Here is a 19,273-nt window from a genome sequence, read left to right as displayed (position 1 = left end):
GCGGAGGTCAGCGGCGACCATGCCCGCCCGGGCCGCTGTTGCCGTCCAGCCCATGGGTGTCGATTTCCCTGTTGTTCTGCTCGATGTCCTCGATGTTGGCGTCACGGGTGTTCTTCATCAGCCGGACCTGGCTGACCGTGGCGTCCGTGATGCCCACCAGCGCATCACGGATGGACATCATGGTGTCCTTGGTGGTCTGCCGCTCCTTCTGCTCCTGAGGCTTGGCCTTTTCGGCGAACTCGCCCTCCGTGCCGGGCCACCTGACCGTGGGGGCCAGTTCGTCGAAGAACTCCTCGGTCATGCTCCTGGTGAGGGCGCCGATCTCCTCAAGCTGCCCCGCCAGGGCCTCGATGCGCTGCGGGTCGACGTAGTAGCGCTGTCCCATGGTCAGTCCTCCCCGTCCTCGCCGAGCGCGTCCCGCCAGCCGGGGGCGGCCTCGACGTCGCGTGCCGTGTCCTCGTCGTCCTCGCGCAGCACCTCGGGGCCGAAGATGCGCTCCCAGTCCAGCTCGAAGCCCTTCAGCTCCGGAACGTTGCTGCTGGGTTCGGCGAAGGGTGCCATCGCCTTCATCACATGCCGGTTCATCTTCAGGCGTGCCGCGTTCGCCGCCTCCAGGACGCTGGCGGACAGCTCCTGGTGGGACATGTCGCGGTACTTGTTCTCCAGGAACTCGATCCCGGTCAGCTCACCCTGCGGGCCCACGCTGGCGCGGACCGCACGGTCGGAGGAGAGCACCGCGAACGACGCCTGCCGCAGCTCGCGCTCGGTGCGCGCGACCGCCTCCTGGGCAGCCTGGAGCTCGGCCATCGCCTTCTCCAGGCGCTTCTCCAGCGGTTCCGTCACGCCCTCTCCGCCCTTCTCCGTAGGTCTGCGCGTATGTCCGGACGTACGGGCCGTGCGTCCGGCCCTGGCCCGTAATCCGGCAACTGCTCTGCTGATCTTGCCTGGTGAGGGCTCGTCCGCGGAAGCCGGGGCCGGGTGGGATTCGTCTCTCCGCGGTGTTCGCGCCGGTCCCGGCGGTGGTCGCGTTGGTCCCGGCGGTGGTCGCGTTGGTCTCCGCGGTGGCCGCGCCGGGCCGCCACGGTGCTCACCGCCCGATGACGGCCGGAGTGCCGCCCTCCTCGGTGCCCCACACGTCCACGTCCTCGTCCAGGTAGTCGGAACTGGTGGCCCTGCGGCCCGGCTCCTGCTCCTCCTCGGTGGAGTCACCACCGCCGCCGGTGGTGTTCACCCGGGAGGCCGGGGCCAGGAACGTGTCGCTGTCCTCCTGCCGGTTCCACGGGCTGCGGCGTCGGCGGTTGCGGCGCTCGCTCTCCTCGGCCGCGTCGACCAGGACGGAGCGCACCCGCTCGCCGTTGCCCTTCTCGGCGCCGCCGCCCATGCCGCCCCCGCCGCCCATCGGCATACCGGGGCTGCCGGGCGTTCCCGGGGCGCCGGGGGTTCCGCCCGAGGCGGCCGAGGCGCCGGCGCCGAGCGCGGTGGTCGTGCTGTCGGAGAGGGGTGCGACACCGGACGAGCTGAGGTCCGAGGACAGGGAGTCCGACCCGGAGAGGCCGCCGCCGGTGGACCCCAGGCCCGTACTGCCGCCGCCGAGGTTCAGCTCGGAGAGCGGTACGTCGCGGGAGGTGGTGCCGTCTCCGCCGCCCCCGCCCCCTCCTCCGACGCCGTTGAGGTCGCCGAGTCCGTCGAGGATGCTCGACCTGTCGTTGTTCGACGTGTTGAGGTCGTGCAGGTCGACCTTCTCGGTGTTGCCCTGCGCGTCGGTGACGGTGGCGATGCCGGTGTCCGGGTCGATGACCTGCTTGCTGCCGTCCGGGAAGGTGGTGGTCAGCTGGCCGTTGTCCAGGGTGGTGAAGGAGCCGTCCGGGTTGGCGACCCGTGCGCCGTGGGTGAGGTCGACGGTCTGGGTGTTGCCGTCGGCGTCGGTGGTGGTGAGCATGCCGTTGTCCGGGTCGAACGTGGACGAGCCGCCATCCGCGAACGTGGTCAGGAAGTCGCCGCTGTCGTCGAGCTGGACCTCGCCGCCGGTCGGGGTCTCCAGGGCCGACTGGTCGGCGTTGAGGTCCCCGAGATCGCCGAGCGACTCGGTGGTCACGTCGTTGTTGAGGTCGTTCAGGTCGTTCAGGTCGTTGAGATCGTTCAGGTTGTTCTGGCTGTTGAGATCACCCAGGTTGCCGAGGTTCTCCGTCGTCGTCCTGCCGTCCGGGTCGACGGTGGTCGCCTGGCCGGTCGACGGGTCGACGGTCTGCGTCGTACCGTCCGGGAACGTGGTCGTCAGCTTGCCGTCGTCACCCAACGACGTCACCGAACCGTCCGGGTTCGTCACCTTCAGACCGTCACCCAGATCCTGCGTGGTGACATTGCCGTCCGGCGAGGTGCTGGTGAGTGTCCCGGTGTCCGGATCGAACGAGGTGGTGCTGCCGTCCGGGAAGTCGGTCGTCAGGTCGCCCGCGTTGTTCAGCTGCGTGCTGGCGCCGGTCGGGCCGTCGAGCACTCCGTCGCCGTTGGCCGTGCCGTTGAGGTCGGTGAGGCTGCCCAGGTCGGTCGTGGTGGTGGTGCCGTCCGGGTTGGTGGTGGTCGCCTGGCCGGTCGACGGGTCGACGGTCTGCGTCGTACCGTCCGGGAACGTGGTCGTCAGCTTGCCGTCGTCACCCAACGACGTCACCGAACCGTCCGGGTTCGTCACCTTCAGACCGTCACCCAGATCCTGCGTGGTGACATTGCCGTCCGGCGAGGTGGTCGTGAGCGTCCCGGTGTCGGGGTCGAACGAGGTGGTGGTGCCGTCCGGGAAGTCGGTGGTGAGCTTGCCGCCGTCCGCCTGGGTGTTCCCGCCGGTCGGGGTCCTGAGGGCGCCGCCTCCGGAGTTCAGCCCGCCGAGGGTGCCGAGGGACTGGTTGACCTCGTTCAGGTCGTTGTTCAGGTCGTTCTGGGAACCCTGGCCCTCGCCGTTGATGTCTCCGAGGTCGCCGAGGCTCTCGGTGGTGACCGGGTTGTTCTGGTTCAGCAGGTCGTCGAGGCCGTCGAGGTTCTGCTCGTTGACCGCGTTGGGGTCGTTGAGGCCTGTGAGGCTCTCCTCCACGGCCTTGGCCTGCTCCTCGGCCTCGCGCTTGGCCTCTTCCTGCTCGCGCTTCTGCTCCTCGCGGAGCTCGTCCGCGTACTTCTTGTCCTCGTCGCGCTGCTGGTTCTGCTCGTTGCGCAGTTCCTCGGCCTCGCGCTTGGCCTCCTCCTGCTCCGCCTTCTGTTCGTTGCGGAGTTCGTCCTGGTACTTCTTGTCCTCCTCGCGCTGCTGGTTCGCCTCCTCCCGCAGCTCGTCCTGGTACTTCTTGTCCTCCTCACGCTGGCGCTCCTGCTCCGCGCGCAGCTCCTCCTGGTACTTCTTGTCCTCCTCGCGCTGCCGGTTCTGCTCCTCCCGCAGCTCGTCCTGGTACTTCTTGTTCTCCTCGTTCTGCTTCTTGATCTCCTCCTTCTCCTCCTCGGCCTTCTTCTCCTCGTACTCCTCCGAGGCCGTGCTGGTCGACTTCGGCTTGGGCACGTTGTCCGCGAAGTCCTCGCCGAGGTCGAGGAAGTGGTTGTTCAGGTTGGACTGCACCGTGGCCGCGGGCTTGCCGAGGTACTCGGCGACGCCCTGGTTCCAGATCTTGACCGCCGCGTCACCGACCTTGGCCCAGTTGGCGATGTCGGTCAGGTCGCCGTAGTCGGGGTGCGACTGCAGGAAGCCGGCCTGCGGGCTGTGCCTGACGGTCGTGGAGTAGCGGGTGGTGGTGGAGGTGATGTTCGTCTTGGCGACGTTGTTCGCGTCCACCCACTGGGCGAGGTCGTCCAAGACGTAGCGCAGCACCTGCAGCGGGTCGTAGTACGGGGACTTGGCCCAGGTGAGCCAGGCGTCCAGCAGGCTCTTGGCGGCGTCCTCCAGGTACTTGCGGCCCAGGGACAGGGCCCGCGAGTACACCGTGTTGCCGGTGCCGGTCTCGTCGCCGGTGCCGGCCGAGGAGTCGAAGGTCTCGATGTAGGCGTCGTAGTTCTCGCGGATCTTCTTCAGCAGGCTGCGGAAGACTTCCGCGGCCTCGCCCTTCCAGCTGGCGTCGTCCTTGCTGAAACGGTCCTCCCAGTCCTTCAGGACCACCTGGTGGTCCCGGAAGAACTTGGCGGCGTAGTCGAAGGACTCGCCCGTCGAGTCGAAGGACTTCAGGTCCACCGCGTCGCTGCCGCCCACGCCCAGGTTGCTGAACCGGGCGTTCTGGGTGCCGCCCTTCAGCAGTTCCATGAGCGCCGTCCGCGGCCCGTTCATGTACCGGGCGAGCGGGATGGTGGACATCTTGTCCTTGTTGTAGTCCGTGAACTCGTTGCCCTCACGGACCTGGGCGTTATTGACGTCGTCGGAGCCCGGCGCGGCGAAGTAGATCTCCTCGCCGGCCTTCACACGGCCCTCGAACACGATCCGGGCCTGCATGATCTTCGTCTTCTTCCCGCCGTCGAAGAAGAAGATGTCGTAGTCCTCGCCGGAGTTGGTCAGGAACCCGGAGTCCTTGACCATCAGGCTGAGACTGCGCTCCTTGATGTCCATCCTGAAGAGCTTGCCGCCGTGGTCGGAGCGGAGCGTGTCGAAGATGGTGTTGCGGTCCGGCACGGGATAGCCGGTGATATGCGTGACCAGGGTGGCCCAGGTGTCGGACGAGGGATCGCCGGCGTTGTCGAACTTGTCGAGATTTGTGCCGGAGTTGGGATCGTACCGATCGGCCACCGGGCGCCCTTTCTGGTCGGTTGTCGTCCGTGCCCGCACACCGCGTCTTCGTGCGGAGGTGCGGGCGTGCGTCACTTACAGGCACGCGCCGGTCGGCCGTGGCCGCTGCCGGCAGCGCGGGAGGTCAGTCCTCTTCTTCTTCCGAACCACCCGCGGTGAGGGTGTCGACCTCTTCGAACGTCTGAAGCAGCGTCTGCGCGTCGATCGCGTCGAGGTTCTTGTTCTTGGTCTTGTTGGCTTCCTCGATGGTGTCCGTGAGGGCCTCCTTCAGTTCCTTGAAGAGGTCCATCTGGTCACCGAGCAGCTTGTCGATGGCCTCGGCCGCGGTGCGGACGCCCTCGATCAGCTTCGGTCCCGAGACCAGGGGTTCGGTGACCATCTTGCCGATGCGCAGGAGCTGCTTGTCCTGGTCGAGGTTGTCCGGGGTGGTGTGCCCGTCGACGAGCTTCCCGAGCGGGCGGATGTTGGCCCCGTCGCCGTCCTCACGGTGCTTCTTCGCTGCGGTGTAGACCGGCTGCACCTCGTTGTCCCGGAAGTTCTCCATCTGCTTGAGGTCGAAATGCTTGACGTCGGCCTTTTCACCGGCCATGGGACGATCTCCTGCTGCTAGGGGGCTTCTGACGCGACTCCGTGCGTGCCGGACGGCTGTGCGGGACGGCCCGTTGGCTCGGTGTGTACGGACGGCGGCCGGTTCGGCGGACCCGTGTTCCGGGTCCGCCGAACCGGCCATCGATCACACACACGACGCGCCCGGCCCGACCCTCAGGACGGCCGAGGGGAAGCTCCGGCCGGGCGCCGTACATGGTCCTAACGGGCCCGTACGTTGCCCCAGTTGTCGGCGCTCTTGCGCTCGTCACGGGAGTGGTTGTCGTGGATGGTCCGGATCAGCTCGCCGTTGTCGCCGAGGAGCTTGGCCATGTTCTTGGTGGCGTTGTCCCACTCCGCCTGGACCACGCGGTACTGCTCCTGGTCCGCACCCTCCCAGGTACTGACGAGCGGCTTGAGCTCGTCCTCCAGGGTGTTGAGGGTGGTGATGATCACCTGGGTCTGCTCCATCAATTCCTCGATGGCCTGCTGGACCTTGGGGTACTGCACATCGATGATGCCGTCGGCCATGACGTCTCCTCTCGAAGGCCGGGCGCCTGGCCCGGGAAGCTCACGAAGCCCGGCTCCACCGAAGGGAGCCGGTACCGCGGGTGGTTCAGCTCAGTGCTTCGAAGACGCCCTGGCTGGTCTTGCTGTTGAGAACCTCGGTCAGGTCCTGGTTCTCCTTCGCCAGGCGGTTGGCGGAGGTCACGTTCTCCTGGAGCGCGTCGATCATCGTGCTGATCTGGACGACGACCTTCTGCGCCTCGGTGTTCCAGCTGCGGAAGAGCTTCAGCAGTGCCTGGCCCTCGTCACCGCCGACACCCGAACGCGCTGCGATCTCGGCGACGTTGTTCTGGGTCTTCTCGACCTGGTTGCGGGCCGACTCCAGAGAGGAGACGCCCCCCAAGCCCTTGGCATAGTCCGCTTTCCTTGCGGCGCTGTCCGCCATGTCACGCTCCCTTCGTTCAGGCGCGTCTCACGCACCGTTGCCCGCTGAGGCTAAAGAGAAAACAGGGTTCCGCGCAACGCGTGCAGGCAAGATGTGAGTAACAGCCTGTTCGGTAGAATTCGCCTGTATGGCAACGGAGTTGTGCGAACGTTGCAGCTGGATGAACGCATGCGCGTGCACGGCCGGGATGCGGGACGTGAACCGACCGACGGGTAACACGCGAAGCGGGCGGAAAACGGGCACCCGAAGAGACCGAACGGTCACGGAGAAGCATCACTCCCGGCTTTGTGCGCGCACCCGCGGGATTCCACGAGTGCGGTCGGCCGGAATATTTGAGCTTCTTCTGAGGTTTCTCCCTCGTATCCGACCGCGGCCCTCCATCGACTTCACGCCGTCGGCGCGGAGTTCGGTTCCACGTTTCCCCGCGCCCGCTCCTTTCTTTTTCCTTTTCTTGACGCAATATGCGTTCCTTGCCGGAATCGCCATACGGTGTCAGCTCTGCGGAACGGTGCCCGCCGCATCCACCTTGTCGCTCGTTTCCGGCTTGTCCAACTCGCCCGGCTTGTCGACCTTTTCGGAGTCTCCGCTCCTGTCCGGCCGAGCGGCGGGACCGCACTCCGGGGCCGTCGCCTTGGGCTCGGTGACCCCTGCGGCGGCGGCCGGGTCGAGGTCCGCGCCGGTCGGGAAGGCGGCGAGCAACGGTGCCGGGACCGAGCCGATGTCCCCGGCCTCGTACCCGAGCGCGGCCAGTGAATCCTTCGCGGAGAGGCGGTACTTCACGCCGTTCTCCGCCACCAGATAGGTGGTCCCGGCGTGCGCGGCACCGCTCGCGTGCAGGGCACGGACCAGGGCGCCGTGCCCGGGGCGTACCACCGTGGCCTCCGTGGGCACACAGGCGGGCTCCAGCGGCTGGGCGGTGCCCGCCGACACCGCGACCGGGGTGAGCTGGGTCAGCGGCACCAGCACCGACCTGATCCGTACGCCGCCGTGGTCGCCGTCGACCTGGGCGCAGAGCGCGGTGCCGCGCTCCGCGGACTGCGGGAGAGGCGGCGCGTCCGGCAGCTCGGCGGACGCGGCGGAGTCCGCGTCCTTCGCCCGGTGCTCGCGCAGCGCGTCCGCGCCGACCGTGCGCACCTCGGGCGACTGCCCCTGGTAGGCGTCCTTCTGGGTGGCCGGGTCGCCCAGCACCAGGGCGGCGCCGAGCCGGGTCAGCGGCACCAGGCCGTCCTCGCGCAGCAGTTGGTAGGTACTGCCGCCGCCGGGCACGCTGACCTTGAACAACTGGCCTACGCGGCTCGCCTCACCGCCGAGCTCGGGGCCCTTGTCGCCGCGCCCCGGGACCGCGGGCGGCTTGAGGGCGGGGCCGGGTGCCAGCGCGTCGAGGAAGGCCGCCGAGACCGGCATCGGATCCTGGGAGCCGTAGCCGAGGGCGTTGCGGGCGTCGGAGTCGCGGTCCAGCGGGAGCCTGCTGCCCCGCCACACCAGGTACTCGGTGTCGTCCGGGCCGCTCACCAGCACACCGCGGTCGCGGCCGATGCCGCGGGAGTCCAGCGGCGTCCCGGCCGTCACGGTGGTGGCTCCGGGCTTGTCCACGCCGGTGGTCGCCACGACACCGGAGGTGTTGGGCAGCGCCCCCTCCGGCCCGGTGACGCACATGTGCCAGGCGCCGTCGTCGAGCTGGCCGGCCGTCGGTACGGCGTCCGGGGCGCCGGGGATGCCGACCGGGGTGCCCACCGGGACGCCCTGCAACGAGGGGGTGTGGACGTCCGCGGTCGCCAGGTCGGAGCCGCCGATCAGCCGCGCCGAGGCGTAGTTGCGCACCGGGTGCAGTACGCCGTCGGTGCCGGTCCACAGATATCGGGCACCGGTGTCACGGTTGACCACCAGGTGCTCACCGTCGCGCCAGCCGTCGTTCCCGCCGGGGCGCAGCAGGCCGTATACGGTGGCGCCCGCGCCGATCAGGACGGTCACCAGTACGCCGAAGACCACACCGCGGGTGGTGCGCCCGAGCGGGCTCTCCGGGGCGTCCGGGTCGGCCATCAGCAGGCCCGAACTGAGCCTGCCCATCATGAAACTGTGGGCGTGTACCTGGTCTCGCTTGGACTGCACGGCCTCTCCTCAACTCCTTCTCCATGCCGGGCGTGCGGACGTGCTCAGCCGAACAGGCCGCGCAGCCAGCCGAAGAGCCCCGCCGCCCAGAGGGCGAAGGGCAGCAGGGCCACCGCGAAGCCGGTGTGCGCCAGTTCCGCCGCACGGCCCCAGTACGGCAGCACGCGGCGGCCGGGCACCGTCCAGGCCGCGATCACGAGTGCGGCCGCGGCGGCGAGCAGCACCGCGAAGACGACCGCGCGTCCGGTGCCGTCGTGGTCCACGGCCCAGGCGCGGGCGAGCAGCAGCAGGCCCAGGACGCCGGGTACGGCCAGGGTCAGCCGCTGCGAGATGTGCACGAGACCCCGGCAGTGCAGAAGCAGCAGCAGGGTCAGCCCGACGGCGGTCAGCACCTCGGGCAGGTTCGGGTGCTCGGTGAGGACGACCAGGGCGGCCACACAGATGATGCCGGTGGAGGCGAAGAGCGCGGTGACCCAGCGCCCGGCCAGCATGGTGCGCTCGGCGACCTCGTCGCCCGCGTAGGGCTCGATGCCCTCCTGGAGCTGGGCGGCGGAGGACGGCAGCGAGGGCAGCCGCATCCCGGCCAGCTTGAAGGCGAACGGTGCCACGGCTCCGGCGGCGAGCGCGACCACGGTCGCGACCAGTGCCACGGAGGCCTGTACGGCCAGGCCGGTGTACCCGATCAGGCCGCCGGCGATCGCGCCGGCCACCGAGACCAGCGCGGTCGCGAAGAGGGCGGGGGCGCCGACCGCGGTGGCGGCGAGCGCGAGGACCGCGCCGCCCGCACCCGCGGCGCCCGCCGCCAGCAGCCGGGCGCCCACGACCTGCCGCGCGTCCGGACCGGTCAGGTCGCCGCCGGGCAGCAGCCAGCCGGCCAGCGCCAGGCAGGGCGCGACCAGCACGCCGAGCGCGGTGGCGGAGAGACGGTCGCCGACGGCGCGGCTGGCCGAGCCCGCGCCGGCGAGCAGCAGCATCCCGGTGACGGCCGCGTAGGTGACGGGAGTGGACCCGCTGGTCCCGGGCCAGATCACCAGCGCGAGAGCGGCCACCACGGTCGCCGCGGCGGCGCCCACCAGGAGTCCGCGGGCCGCTCCGGGGTGCCAGGTGTTCAGGCGCCGGCCCGCGGTGTCGGCTATCCCGTCCACCAGGTCGTCGAGCCTGGCCTCGGGCAACGCCTCGGTGTGCGGGCGCAGGTAGAGCACGGCGCCGTCGGAGAGCCCGGCGCGGGCGAGGGTGGTCTCCTCGTCGAGTGGTGCGTCTCCGAGCTGCTGGAGCACCCAGCCGGCGTGGTCGAGCCCGGCTTCCTCGGCCTCCTCGCCGACATAGCGCAGCAGCGTGGGCAGGAGATCGGCGACCGGCACGTCGGCCGGCACGGCCAGATCGACGGAGACGCTCGGCGCACGTACGGTCAGGCGGCACAGTTCGGCCACCGCGCTGTCGGTCATCAGCAGAACTCTCGTCTTCCGTGGGGGCTTTGGCAGGAGGACTTCCCCGGGAGCGGGGATGTGCGAAGAGTACGGAAGGTCCGCGCACGGCCAGGAACGGGGGTGCCGGGCCGGTGAATTACGTCCGCGTGGCCAGCGACCGCCCCTCCCGCGTGGACAGGTCGCGTTCCGTGAATGCAGACTACTGCCTACGCCCGCCGGATCGCGCTGCGGACCGGACTCATTGTCCGGTATGGAGTTGTCCATCACGGGAGTTGACCGTCCCCGCTATCCGCTCGAAACATTCACCCCGCGTTCGCCGCGACACGCGGGACCCGGAGAATGGTCTCGATGCGGTCTTTCCCACTACCGGGTGGGCCGGTATTCGGTGCGGGCCGGAAAGCCAGTAAAACCGGAGGTTCTGTTCCTTGAGTGTCGTGCTGTTTCGCCGGCCGGCCCGCAGACGCGGACCGCAGATGCCCGAGGGGCAATTGACCCTTCAGGAGCCACCGGTCCTCGCCGAGAGCGTCCCCGACACCTCGGCGATATGGACCTATTTGCCGATGGCACTGATGTCGGTGTCGATGATGCTGATGTTCCTGCGCCCCGGCGGCGGGAACGGCGTCTTCATGTATCTGGCGATGGGCGTCATGGCGCTCTCCGCCGGTGCGATGCTGCTGGGGCAGCTGATGCGCCGCTCCAGCGAGCGCAAGCAGCGCCTGAAGGGCGAGCGCCGCGACTACCTCCGCTACCTGGCGCAGACCCGCAAGCGGGTCCGGACCACCATCACGGAGCAGCAGCGGGCGCTCGCCTGGCGCCACCCCGACCCCGCGTCCCTGCGCTCGCTGGCCCGCACCTCGCGGCTGTGGGAACGCCGCCCGGCCGACGAGGACTTCGGCGAGGCCCGGCTCGCGGTCGGCGAGCAGCAGCTCGCGCTCACCCTGCAGCCGGTCTCCACCCGCCCGGTGGAGGACCTCGAACCGCTCTGCGCGCACGCCCTGCGCCGCTTCATCCGCGCCTACTCCACCGTCCCCGAGCAGCCCCTCGGTCTCTATCTGCGCTCCTCGGCCCGCGTACTGCTGCGCCCGGAGGAGACGCACGGCCAGGCGGCGTCCGCCGATCCGGCCGTCCCGCCGAACGGCGAGGGCGGGCCCGATGCCGGCACCCCCGCCGAGGGCCCCGGCGCCGACGCCGTACGCGCCCTGGTGCGTGCCGCGCTCGGCCAGCTCGCGGTGTTCCACGCGCCCGAGGAGCTGTGGATCGCGGTCTGTGTCAGTGACGAGCGGCGGCCCGACTGGGAGTGGGTCAAGTGGCTGCCGCACGCGCTGCACCCGCACGAGGAGGACGGCGCGGGACAGGTCCGCCGGATCACCGCCGAACTCACCGAGCTGGACGACCTGCTCGGCGCCGAGTTCGCCGAGCGCCCCGGCTTCGACGCGGATGCCCGCCCCGGCCGTGACGAGCCGTACACCGTCATCGTGCTGGACGGCGTCAGTGTTCCCGAGGGGCACCGCTGGGAGGGGCACGGCTACCGCAACGCCGTGGTCCTCGACGTCTCCGGAGCGCTGCGCTGGAAGCCCGGCCGCAACACGCTGCGGCTGACCGTCGGGCCGGACCGGGTGAGCCTGGTGCGCACCGACCGCAGCCGCAAGGAGCGTTCCGTGGCGCTCGGCCGTCCGGACCGGCTCGGCCCGCTCGGCGCGGAGTCGCTGGCCCGGCTGCTCACCGCCCGCCGGATCAGCCTGGGCACCGACATCTCGCAGCCGCTGGACACCGACGTCGAGTTGACCACCCTGCTCGGCATCCCCGATCTGCACCGGCACGACCCGCAGACCCTCTTCAGCAAGCACATCGGCTCCGCCCGGCTGCGGGTGCCGGTCGCGGTCGGCGTGGACGGCCGCCCGGTGGAGCTCGACATCAAGGAGTCGGCGCAGGGCGGCATGGGTCCGCACGGCATGCTGATCGGCGCCACCGGCTCCGGCAAGAGCGAGCTGCTGCGCACGCTGGTCCTGGGGCTGGCCCTGACCAACTCCTCCGAGACCCTCAACTTCGTCCTGGTCGACTTCAAGGGCGGCGCCACCTTCCTCGGCCTGGAGGAACTCCCGCACACCTCCGCGGTCATCACCAACCTCGCCGACGAGGTCGCCCTGGTGGAGCGCATGCAGGACGCCCTGCACGGCGAACTCATGCGCCGCCAGGAGCTGCTGCGCTCCGCGGGGAACTACACCTCCGCCCTGGAGTACGAGCGGGCCCGCGCCGCGGGGGCCGACCTGGCCCCGCTGCCCAGCCTGTTCGTGGTGGTCGACGAGTTCAGCGAACTGCTGTCCACGCACCGGGAGTTCATGGACCTGTTCGTGATGATCGGCCGCCTCGGCCGTTCGCTCGGAGTTCATCTGCTGCTCGCCTCGCAGCGTCTGGACGAGGGCCGCATGCACCAACTGGAGAGCCATCTCTCGTACCGCATCGGTCTGCGTACCTTCTCCGCCATGGAGAGCCGCGGTGTGCTGGGGGTGCCGGACGCCTACCAGCTCCCGGCCTCGCCCGGCAACGGCTATCTGAAGTCGGGTGTAGAGGCCCTGACCCGGTTCCGGGCCGGCTACTCCTCGGGCATCTACCGGCGTCGTACCGGCGCGGTGGTGCAGGCCCGGGTGGCCAGCCAGGTGGTGCCGTGGACCAGTGGCTGGGTGGTGCCCCGCACGCTTGAGGCCGCGCCCGAACCCGAGCCGGAGACCGAGGAGAGCGAGGAGGACGAGGAGACACTGCTCGCCGTGGCCCTGGACCGGCTGCGCGACTCCGGCCCCGCGGCCCACCAGGTGTGGCTGCCGCCGCTGGACGAGCCCTCTCCGCTGGACGCCCTGCTGCCCGGTATCGCGCCCGACCCGGAGCGTGGCCTCATCGCCACCGGCTGGTCCGGCACGGGCCGCCTGCGGGTCCCGGTCGGCCTGGTGGACAAGCCCTTCGACCAGCGCCGCGACCCGCTGATCGTGGACCTCTCCGGGGCCGGCGGCCACGTCGCCATCGCGGGTGGTTCACAGAGCGGCAAGTCCACCATCATGCGCACCCTGATCGGTGCGCTCGCCCTCACCCACACGCCGGCCGAGATCCAGTTCTACTGCCTCGACTTCGGCGGCGGCGGTCTCTCGCAGTTCGCCGCGCTTCCGCACGTCGGCGGCGTCGCCGCGCGACTGAACCCGGAGCGGGTGCACCGGGCGGTCGCCGAGGTCATGACGCTGCTCGCCCGGCGCGAGCAGTTCTTCGTGGACCACACCGTCGACTCCATGCAGTCCTACCGGCGCCGCCGGGCCGCCGGGGAGTTCCCCGACGAGCCCTTCGGCGACGTGTTCATGGTGGTCGACGGCTGGTCGACGGTCCGCCAGGACTACGACGACCTGATCCCGAAGTTCAACGAACTGGCCGCCCGCGGCCTCAACTACGGCATCCACCTACTCATCACCACCACCCGCTGGGTGGAACTGTCCGCCCAGGTCCGCGACCAGGCGGCCACCCGTCTCGAACTGCGCATGGGTGACCCGATGGACTCCGAGATCGACACCCGCAAGGCCCGCTCCGTGCCGCGCAGCGGTGGCCGCGGCATCACCGCCGACACCAAGATGCACTTCCTCGCCGGGCTGCCCCGGCTGGACGGCAGCGGCTCCCTCGAAGACCTCGGCGAGGGCGTCGGCCACCTGGTCTCGGAGGTCGCCAAGCACTGGCCCGGCGCGCCCGCCCCGCAGGTCCGGATGCTGCCGCACCGGCTCCCGCTCGCCGAACTGCCCGCGCCCGAGTCCACCGAGGGCGACGGCATGCGGCTGCCTCTCGGTATCGACCAGGACGCCCTGGAACCGGTCTGGCACGACTTCAGCCGCACCCCGCACCTGGTCGTGGTCGGCGACACCGAGAGCGGCAAGACCAACCTGCTGCGCCGCATCACGGAGGGCATCACCACCCGGTACTCGCCCACCGAGGCGAAGATCATCGTGGTCGACTACCGCCGCACCCTGATCGACACCATCCCGGAGGAGTACCGCATCGGGCATGTGATCTCCCTGGACAACCTCAAGGAGACCATCGAGGGCGCGGCGCGGGCGATGAAGACCCGTGTGCCGGGTGCTGACATCGCCCCGGGCCGGATGCGCAAGTGCGACTGGTGGACCGGCCCGCGCCTGTTCATCCTGATCGACGACTACGACATGGTGTCCGGCAACTCCTTCCAGAGTCCGATGGAGCCGCTCTTCGAGTACCTGACGCTCGGCTTCGAGATGGGTCTGCACCTGGTCGTCGCCCGTAGTGCCATGGGTGCCGGGCGCGGTCTCAGCGACGCGCTCATCCGCCGTCTCGACGAGGCCAACAACCCGGCGGTGCTGCTGTCCTGCCCGCCCACGGAGGGCCGCCTCTTCGGCAACGCGAAGCCCCGCAACCTGCCGCCCGGCAGGGCTCTGCACATCGCCCGCCGCCGCGAACGCCTGATGCAGACGGCCCTGGTGGACGAGCGCCCCCCGGAGACCGACTGACACCACACACACCCCACCCCACGAACGACGGAAGCGGGGGCCACCGACAGGTGGCCCCCGCTTCCGTGCCCCAAGTGGGGCGCGGGGAACGGCGCAATCTTTCGCTTTTCCCCCTCAGGGGCGCGGGGAACAGCGCAAGCTTTTGCCGTTCGCCCTCAGGGGCGCGGGGAACGGCGCAGTCTTTTTGCTTTAAGGGGCGCGGGGAACGGCGCGACCGGCCCCACCGACCCGCAGACGGCGAGCGACCCGCTCAGTCCTCTTCCGCTTCCGCCGCGCCGGCCGGCACGGAAGCACCCGCACCCGCACCCGCCGGCCGCCACCCCCGTGCCCGAGCCCTGGGAAGGGCAAACGCGGCCCAGAGGACGGCGAGCACGCCACCCGTGCCGAGGAGCACGAAGAGCGTGGCCCGGTCGGTGGCCCGATCGGCCACAGCCGTGTCGCGGACGGTGACAGGCTCCGCCCGCTCGCCCTTGACGGCCGCCTCGGAGTCACTGAGGACCGTGGTGACGGCGGCATACGCGTCGAGCTGCGGAATGTCGGCCGGATACGCCGTCGCGGTCAGCCGACGAGCGACGTCGTCGGCCGAGTCGTCGGGCCGCGCGCCCCGCACCGCCGCGGCGGCCCCGGCGGCGTAGGCAGTCGCGACCGAGGCACCCGCACCGAGGTAGTGACCGTCTCCGCGCGGCCCGCCGGAAACCACTCCGGCGCCGGGAGCGACCAGGTCGATACCGCCGGTGGCCAGGGAGTTGTCCGGCCGGGCACCGGCGGGAAGCATGTCGGCGACCGAGAGGACCCCGGGTTCACCGGCCGGCCAGTAGGTGCGGGCCGGTATCTCCTCGGTGTTGCTGCCCCGGGGCGGGTCCGGGGTGGCCGCGGCGACCACCACGGCGCCCTTCTTGCGGGCCGCGGCGACCGCACTGGTCAGCGCGGCGTCACGGCGCGGCAGCGCCACCGCGACGGCGATCACCTCGGCCCCGGCCTCGGTCGCGTCGTTCAGCGCCTGCACGACCAGCGAGGAGCTGACCTGACCGCGCTGGTCGGTGCCGCGCAGGGCCAGGATCTTCGCACCCGGGGCCACGCCGGTCAGGCGCGCGCTGTCCCCGCCGGCCCCGGCGATCAGCCCGGCCAGGAAGGTGCCGTGCCCGACACAGTCGTCACCCGCGGTGCCCTGGGCGGTGACCCGGCCGTCGAGTCCTTCGGCGCCGGTGTCCACACCGGTGTCGATCAGGGCCACGGTCACGCCCGCACCGGTGCTGTACCCGTGCAGCCGGTCCAGGTCGAGGCGCTGGCGCGACCAGTCCTGCTTCTTCGCCTTCTCGCGGGAGGCCGGGGTGCAGGCCGCGTCCGGGTCGATCGAGGAAGGCATGCCGGGCAGTTCCTGGCCCTTCCCGTCCGCCGCCGGCAGGCGCGACAGGGGCGCCGCCTGGGCCGTGACGGCCGTGGGCAGCAGCAGGGCGGCGACGCAGCCGACACCGGACAGGAGACGGGCGGCCTCGCGGGCGGAGGCCCTCATCGGGGCATCGCCTTCGGTGCCACGGTCACGACGTCCCCGGGAAGGAGGATGCGCAGGTCGTCCAGGGTAGGAGCGGCCAGCGAACTGAGCCGTCGTGCCTGGCTGGTGACCATCGTCTCGACCACCTGGCGGGCCAGGCGGGCATTGCCGAAGGACCGGTCCCTGGGCAGTGATTCGAAGTACTCCTTGAGCAGCGGGCCGGTGCCGGGTCCGCACTCGTAGCCCATGTTCGCGGCCTGTGTCCGCACGATGGTGACCAGTTCCTCGGAGGAGTAGTCGGCGAAGCCGATCCGGCGCGGGAAGCGGGAGGAGAGGCCCGGGTTGGAGGCGAGGAAGCGTTCCATCTCGTCGGTGTAACCGGCGACGATGACCACCACCTCGTCGCGGTGGTCCTCCATCAGCTTCAGCAGGGTGTCCACCGCCTCCTGGCCGAAGTCGGCGCCGCCGCCCTTCGGGGTGAGGGTGTACGCCTCGTCGATGAACAGCACGCCGCCACGGGCCTTTTCGAAGACCTCGCGGGTGAGCTGGGCGGTGTGGCCGATGTAGCGGCCGACCAGGTCGGCACGGGCCGCCTCGACCAGCTGGCCCCGCTGGAGGATGCCGAGCTGGGTCAGGATCTCCCCGTAGAGACGGGCGACGGTCGTCTTGCCCGTACCGGGCGGGCCGGTGAAGACCAGGTGGTTGCTGAGCGAGGGCACCGGCAGTCCGGCGGCGGCCCGGTGGCGGGCCGTGGTGATGAGGTTGACCAGGTCCGCGACCTCGCGCTTCACCTCGGCCAGGCCGATCATGTCGCCGAGGCGGGTCAGCGGGTCGTCGGCCGGTGCCGCGGTCTCGGAGGCCTTCGTGCCGGCGGTCGCGGAGACGTCCTCGGGCAGCAGCAGGCGCAGGTCGCGCTCGCCGACCTGCTGCAGGGAGGCGAGCCGGACCGCCTGTCTGTCCACCATCTCCTCGAACACCCCGCGGGCCGCACGGCCGTTGCCGAAGCCGGCGTCCCGGGGCATCGCCTCGAAGTGCGCGGCCAGCGCCGCCTCGGTGCCCTCGCCCAGCTCGTACTGGTGCTGGGCGCACATGTTCTCCATGATCGCGACCAGTTCGGGCACCGAGTAGTTCTCGAACTCGACCGTGCGCGAGAAACGCGAGGCCAGACCCGGGTTGGAGGCCAGGAAGGAGTCCATCTCGCGGGAGTAGCCGGCGGCGACCACCACCACGTCGTCGCGGTGGTCCTCCATCAGCTTCAGCAGGGTGTCCACCGCCTCGCGGCCGAAGTCGGCGCCGCCGTTGTTGCTGTCCGAGGTGAGGGTGTACGCCTCGTCGACGAACAGCACGCCGCCGAGGGCCCGTTGGAAGGTCTCGGTGGTCTTGATGGCGGTACCGCCGACGACCTGTGCGACCAGGTCGGCGCGGGAGACCTCCACCAGGTGCCCGCTGCGCAGCGAACCCAGTTCGGCGAGGATCGACCCGTAGAGGCGGGCGACGGTGGTCTTACCGGTGCCGGGCGGGCCCGCGAAGATGAGGTGCCGGCTCATCGGCGGGGCCGACATGCCGAGCTGTTCGCGGCGCTGCGCGAGCTGGGTCAGGTTGACCAGCGTACGTACCTGCTGCTTGACGTTCTCCAGGCCGATGAGCGCGTTGAGGGCGCCGAGCGGGCCCTCGGGACGGTCCGCGGCGGGCGCGTCGGCGGCGCCTGATCCTGCCGGGTCGGTGTTCTCGGCGCTGCCGGAACCCCAGGCGTCCCGCTTGCCGTTGCCGGTGCTGTTCAGGCCCTCCACGGCCAGCCGCTCGCCGGGGGCGGTCTGCACCAGGCCGCCGCCCTCGTTCTCCCGGGCGAGGCAGTTCACCACGGAGACGGGTGCGGTGGACTCCACCCGGAAGCCGTCCTGGGCGCCGCCGGAGACCTCGCAGCCGCTGAGCGAGGCGAGCGCGCCCTCGCGGAGCAGGAAGCCGTGGCCCCTGGGGGCGTGCACCGAGGTGCGGTTGGCGGTCAGCTCGCCGCCCGAGGCGACGACCACGCCTTCCTCGCCGGATATCTCGATGCGGAAGTCGCGGACGGTGACGTTGCCGCCGTCCTCCACGACCAGGCCGTTGGTCGTCGTGTCGGAGACTCCGCCGCCGGCCAGGTAGAGGGTGCTGCCGGAGGCGACACGTACTCCCGCGCCCTTCGGCCGGACGATCTCGCAGTCCTCGGCGCGGCCTCGGGCGTCCTTGGAGACCACGATGCCGTCACCGGTGGGCTCCACCAGCCGGGCCCGGCGCAGCAGCGGGTTGGCGCCGCCGCGCACCGCGATCGCGGGCGAGCCGCCGATCACCTCCAGGTGGTCGAGCTCCGCCGCCGAGTCCTCCTCCAGGAGCAGTCCGGTCTGGTCGCAGTCGCGGACCGTCAGGCCGGTCAGGGCCGGGGAGGCCGCTCCGGCGACCCGCAGGGCCGCGCCCTGCGCGCCGTCCACCCAGCAGTCCTCGAAGGTGCCGCGCGAGCGATCGGTGACGAGCACGCCGTGTCCGCGGGTGCGCGAGACGCGGCAGCGGCGGAGCACCGGGTCGGTGCCCTTGGCCAGGACGATCCCGTTCCCCGACGCCCCGGTGACGCGGAGGTCCTCCAGCGTCGTACGGCCCGCGCTGCTCAGGTGCACCCCGGTGCTGGTGTCGTGGACCACGGTGCGGATCACCGAGAGGGCGCTGTTCTCCTCCAGAGCGATGGAGGGCTTGTCGGTGGAGGAGATGTCGCAGTCCTCGACGGTGCCGCGGGCCTCGCCGTTGGCGAGCAGTCCGTTGCCGCGGGCGTCGCGCACCGTGCAGCCGCGGACGCGTGCCTCGCCCTGTTCCGCGATGACCAGGCCGCTGGTGCCGAGGTGTTCGAAGGTGCAGGACTCCACGGTGGTGGGCGTGGTCGAGGTGACCACGATGCCCGCGCCCTGCGAGTTGCTCACCCGGCATTCCCGCAGCGCGAGCGAGCCGGTGCCCCCGGCCAGCAGCGCGGTCCATGCGGAGCCGATGATCTCGCAGCCGTCCAGCGCGGCCTGCCCGCGCCGGACGTCCACGGCGGGCTGCTCGGCGTCGCCGCCGCGCAGGGTCAGTTCGGAGAGCATCACGGCGTCGGCGCGCAGCGCGAGCACACTGCCCGAGCGCGGCCGGATCTCCACGGTGCCCCGGCCCTCTTCGGCGGTGAGGGTGACCCTGGTGTTGATCACCAGGTTCTCCGCGTACGTCCCGGGCCGGACGCTGATGAGCGCGCCGGTACGGGCAGCCGAGAGTGCCTCACCGATCGTCCGGTAGCGATCCCGGTCCCCCGGACCGACCGTCAGTACCTGGCGCGACACGCACCAACCTCCTTGCCACGGGGGCTTCAGCTACGGGCGCCCCCTCACCGGGGGCGCGTGTCGGTGAAACCGACGGTGCCATCATGCCTCGCCCTGGGGCGGGCGGGTGCCGAGAGGGGTGCTC

At 70.9% G+C, this 19,273-nt stretch carries 11 protein-coding genes; 1 reads left to right on the top strand and 10 read right to left on the bottom strand.

Translation table 11 applies throughout. From position 1 onward, the window contains the following. Nucleotides 1-7: 7 nt before the first annotated feature. The 8 genes from OHS59_RS38735 to eccD form a co-directional block, all read right to left on the bottom strand. Nucleotides 8-385 (bottom strand): hypothetical protein, encoded by a 378-nt coding sequence (locus tag OHS59_RS38735; protein WP_189773767.1) that lies wholly within the window; start codon nucleotides 383-385, stop codon nucleotides 8-10. A 2-nt stretch (nucleotides 386-387) separates the two neighbouring features. Beyond that, nucleotides 388-843, bottom strand: a complete 456-nt coding sequence (locus OHS59_RS38730; protein ID WP_328497986.1) for a YbaB/EbfC family nucleoid-associated protein — start codon at nucleotides 841-843, stop codon at nucleotides 388-390. A gap of 244 nt (nucleotides 844-1,087) precedes the next feature. Next, complete coding sequence (locus OHS59_RS38725; protein ID WP_328497985.1) at nucleotides 1,088-4,741, bottom strand: AAWKG family protein; 3,654 nt, start codon at nucleotides 4,739-4,741, stop codon at nucleotides 1,088-1,090. A 124-nt stretch (nucleotides 4,742-4,865) separates the two neighbouring features. Next, nucleotides 4,866-5,330: a type VII secretion system-associated protein gene (locus OHS59_RS38720; protein WP_328497984.1), complete on the bottom strand. Its 465-nt coding sequence runs from the start codon at nucleotides 5,328-5,330 to the stop codon at nucleotides 4,866-4,868. A gap of 218 nt (nucleotides 5,331-5,548) precedes the next feature. Next, the gene (locus OHS59_RS38715) at nucleotides 5,549-5,857 is read right to left on the bottom strand and encodes a WXG100 family type VII secretion target (protein WP_328497983.1); all 309 of its coding nucleotides are present in this window, start codon (nucleotides 5,855-5,857) and stop codon (nucleotides 5,549-5,551) included. Between the two features lie 85 nt (nucleotides 5,858-5,942). After that, nucleotides 5,943-6,278 (bottom strand): hypothetical protein, encoded by a 336-nt coding sequence (locus OHS59_RS38710; RefSeq protein ID WP_267024489.1) that lies wholly within the window; start codon nucleotides 6,276-6,278, stop codon nucleotides 5,943-5,945. Nucleotides 6,279-6,770: 492 nt separating this feature from the next. Then, on the bottom strand, nucleotides 6,771-8,387 hold the full coding sequence (eccB, locus tag OHS59_RS38705) for a type VII secretion protein EccB (RefSeq protein ID WP_328497982.1): 1,617 nt from the start codon (nucleotides 8,385-8,387) through the stop codon (nucleotides 6,771-6,773). A gap of 44 nt (nucleotides 8,388-8,431) precedes the next feature. After that, nucleotides 8,432-9,832, bottom strand: coding sequence for a type VII secretion integral membrane protein EccD (eccD, locus tag OHS59_RS38700; protein WP_328497981.1), 1,401 nt, complete (start codon nucleotides 9,830-9,832; stop codon nucleotides 8,432-8,434). Between the two features lie 455 nt (nucleotides 9,833-10,287). Between eccD and eccCa the strand changes: the two genes are divergently transcribed. Continuing rightward, nucleotides 10,288-14,322 carry a type VII secretion protein EccCa gene (eccCa, locus tag OHS59_RS38695; RefSeq protein ID WP_328497980.1) on the top strand — a complete coding sequence of 1,345 codons (4,035 nt, stop codon included), beginning with the start codon at nucleotides 10,288-10,290 and terminating at the stop codon, nucleotides 14,320-14,322. A gap of 250 nt (nucleotides 14,323-14,572) precedes the next feature. On the opposite strand, the gene OHS59_RS38690 is transcribed toward eccCa, so the two are convergent. Both OHS59_RS38690 and OHS59_RS38685 read right to left on the bottom strand, forming a co-directional pair. Then, the gene (locus OHS59_RS38690) at nucleotides 14,573-15,835 is read right to left on the bottom strand and encodes a S8 family serine peptidase (protein WP_328497979.1); all 1,263 of its coding nucleotides are present in this window, start codon (nucleotides 15,833-15,835) and stop codon (nucleotides 14,573-14,575) included. Next, nucleotides 15,832-19,149: a right-handed parallel beta-helix repeat-containing protein gene (locus tag OHS59_RS38685; RefSeq protein ID WP_328497978.1), complete on the bottom strand. Its 3,318-nt coding sequence runs from the start codon at nucleotides 19,147-19,149 to the stop codon at nucleotides 15,832-15,834. The genes OHS59_RS38690 and OHS59_RS38685 overlap by 4 nt, the downstream gene beginning before the upstream one ends. Between the last annotated feature and the right edge of the window lie 124 nt (nucleotides 19,150-19,273).

The organism is Streptomyces sp. NBC_00414 (assembly GCF_036038375.1).
GTDB lineage: Bacteria > Actinomycetota > Actinomycetes > Streptomycetales > Streptomycetaceae > Streptomyces.
Note: the sequence above shows the minus strand (reverse complement) of the source record. Positions and strands in the feature narration are given on the sequence as shown.

What these genes read in the sequence shown, in the direction of transcription:
- eccD (WP_328497981.1), bottom strand. Translation starts at nt 9,832, where the DNA reads ATGACCGACAGCGCGGTGGCCGAACTGTGCCGCCTGACCGTACGTGCG.
- OHS59_RS38735 (WP_189773767.1), bottom strand. Translation starts at nt 385, where the DNA reads ATGGGACAGCGCTACTACGTCGACCCGCAGCGCATCGAGGCCCTGGCG.
- OHS59_RS38715 (WP_328497983.1), bottom strand. Translation starts at nt 5,857, where the DNA reads ATGGCCGACGGCATCATCGATGTGCAGTACCCCAAGGTCCAGCAGGCC.
- OHS59_RS38690 (WP_328497979.1), bottom strand. Translation starts at nt 15,835, where the DNA reads ATGAGGGCCTCCGCCCGCGAGGCCGCCCGTCTCCTGTCCGGTGTCGGC.
- eccCa (WP_328497980.1), top strand. Translation starts at nt 10,288, where the DNA reads ATGCCCGAGGGGCAATTGACCCTTCAGGAGCCACCGGTCCTCGCCGAG.
- OHS59_RS38720 (WP_328497984.1), bottom strand. Translation starts at nt 5,330, where the DNA reads ATGGCCGGTGAAAAGGCCGACGTCAAGCATTTCGACCTCAAGCAGATG.
- OHS59_RS38710 (WP_267024489.1), bottom strand. Translation starts at nt 6,278, where the DNA reads ATGGCGGACAGCGCCGCAAGGAAAGCGGACTATGCCAAGGGCTTGGGG.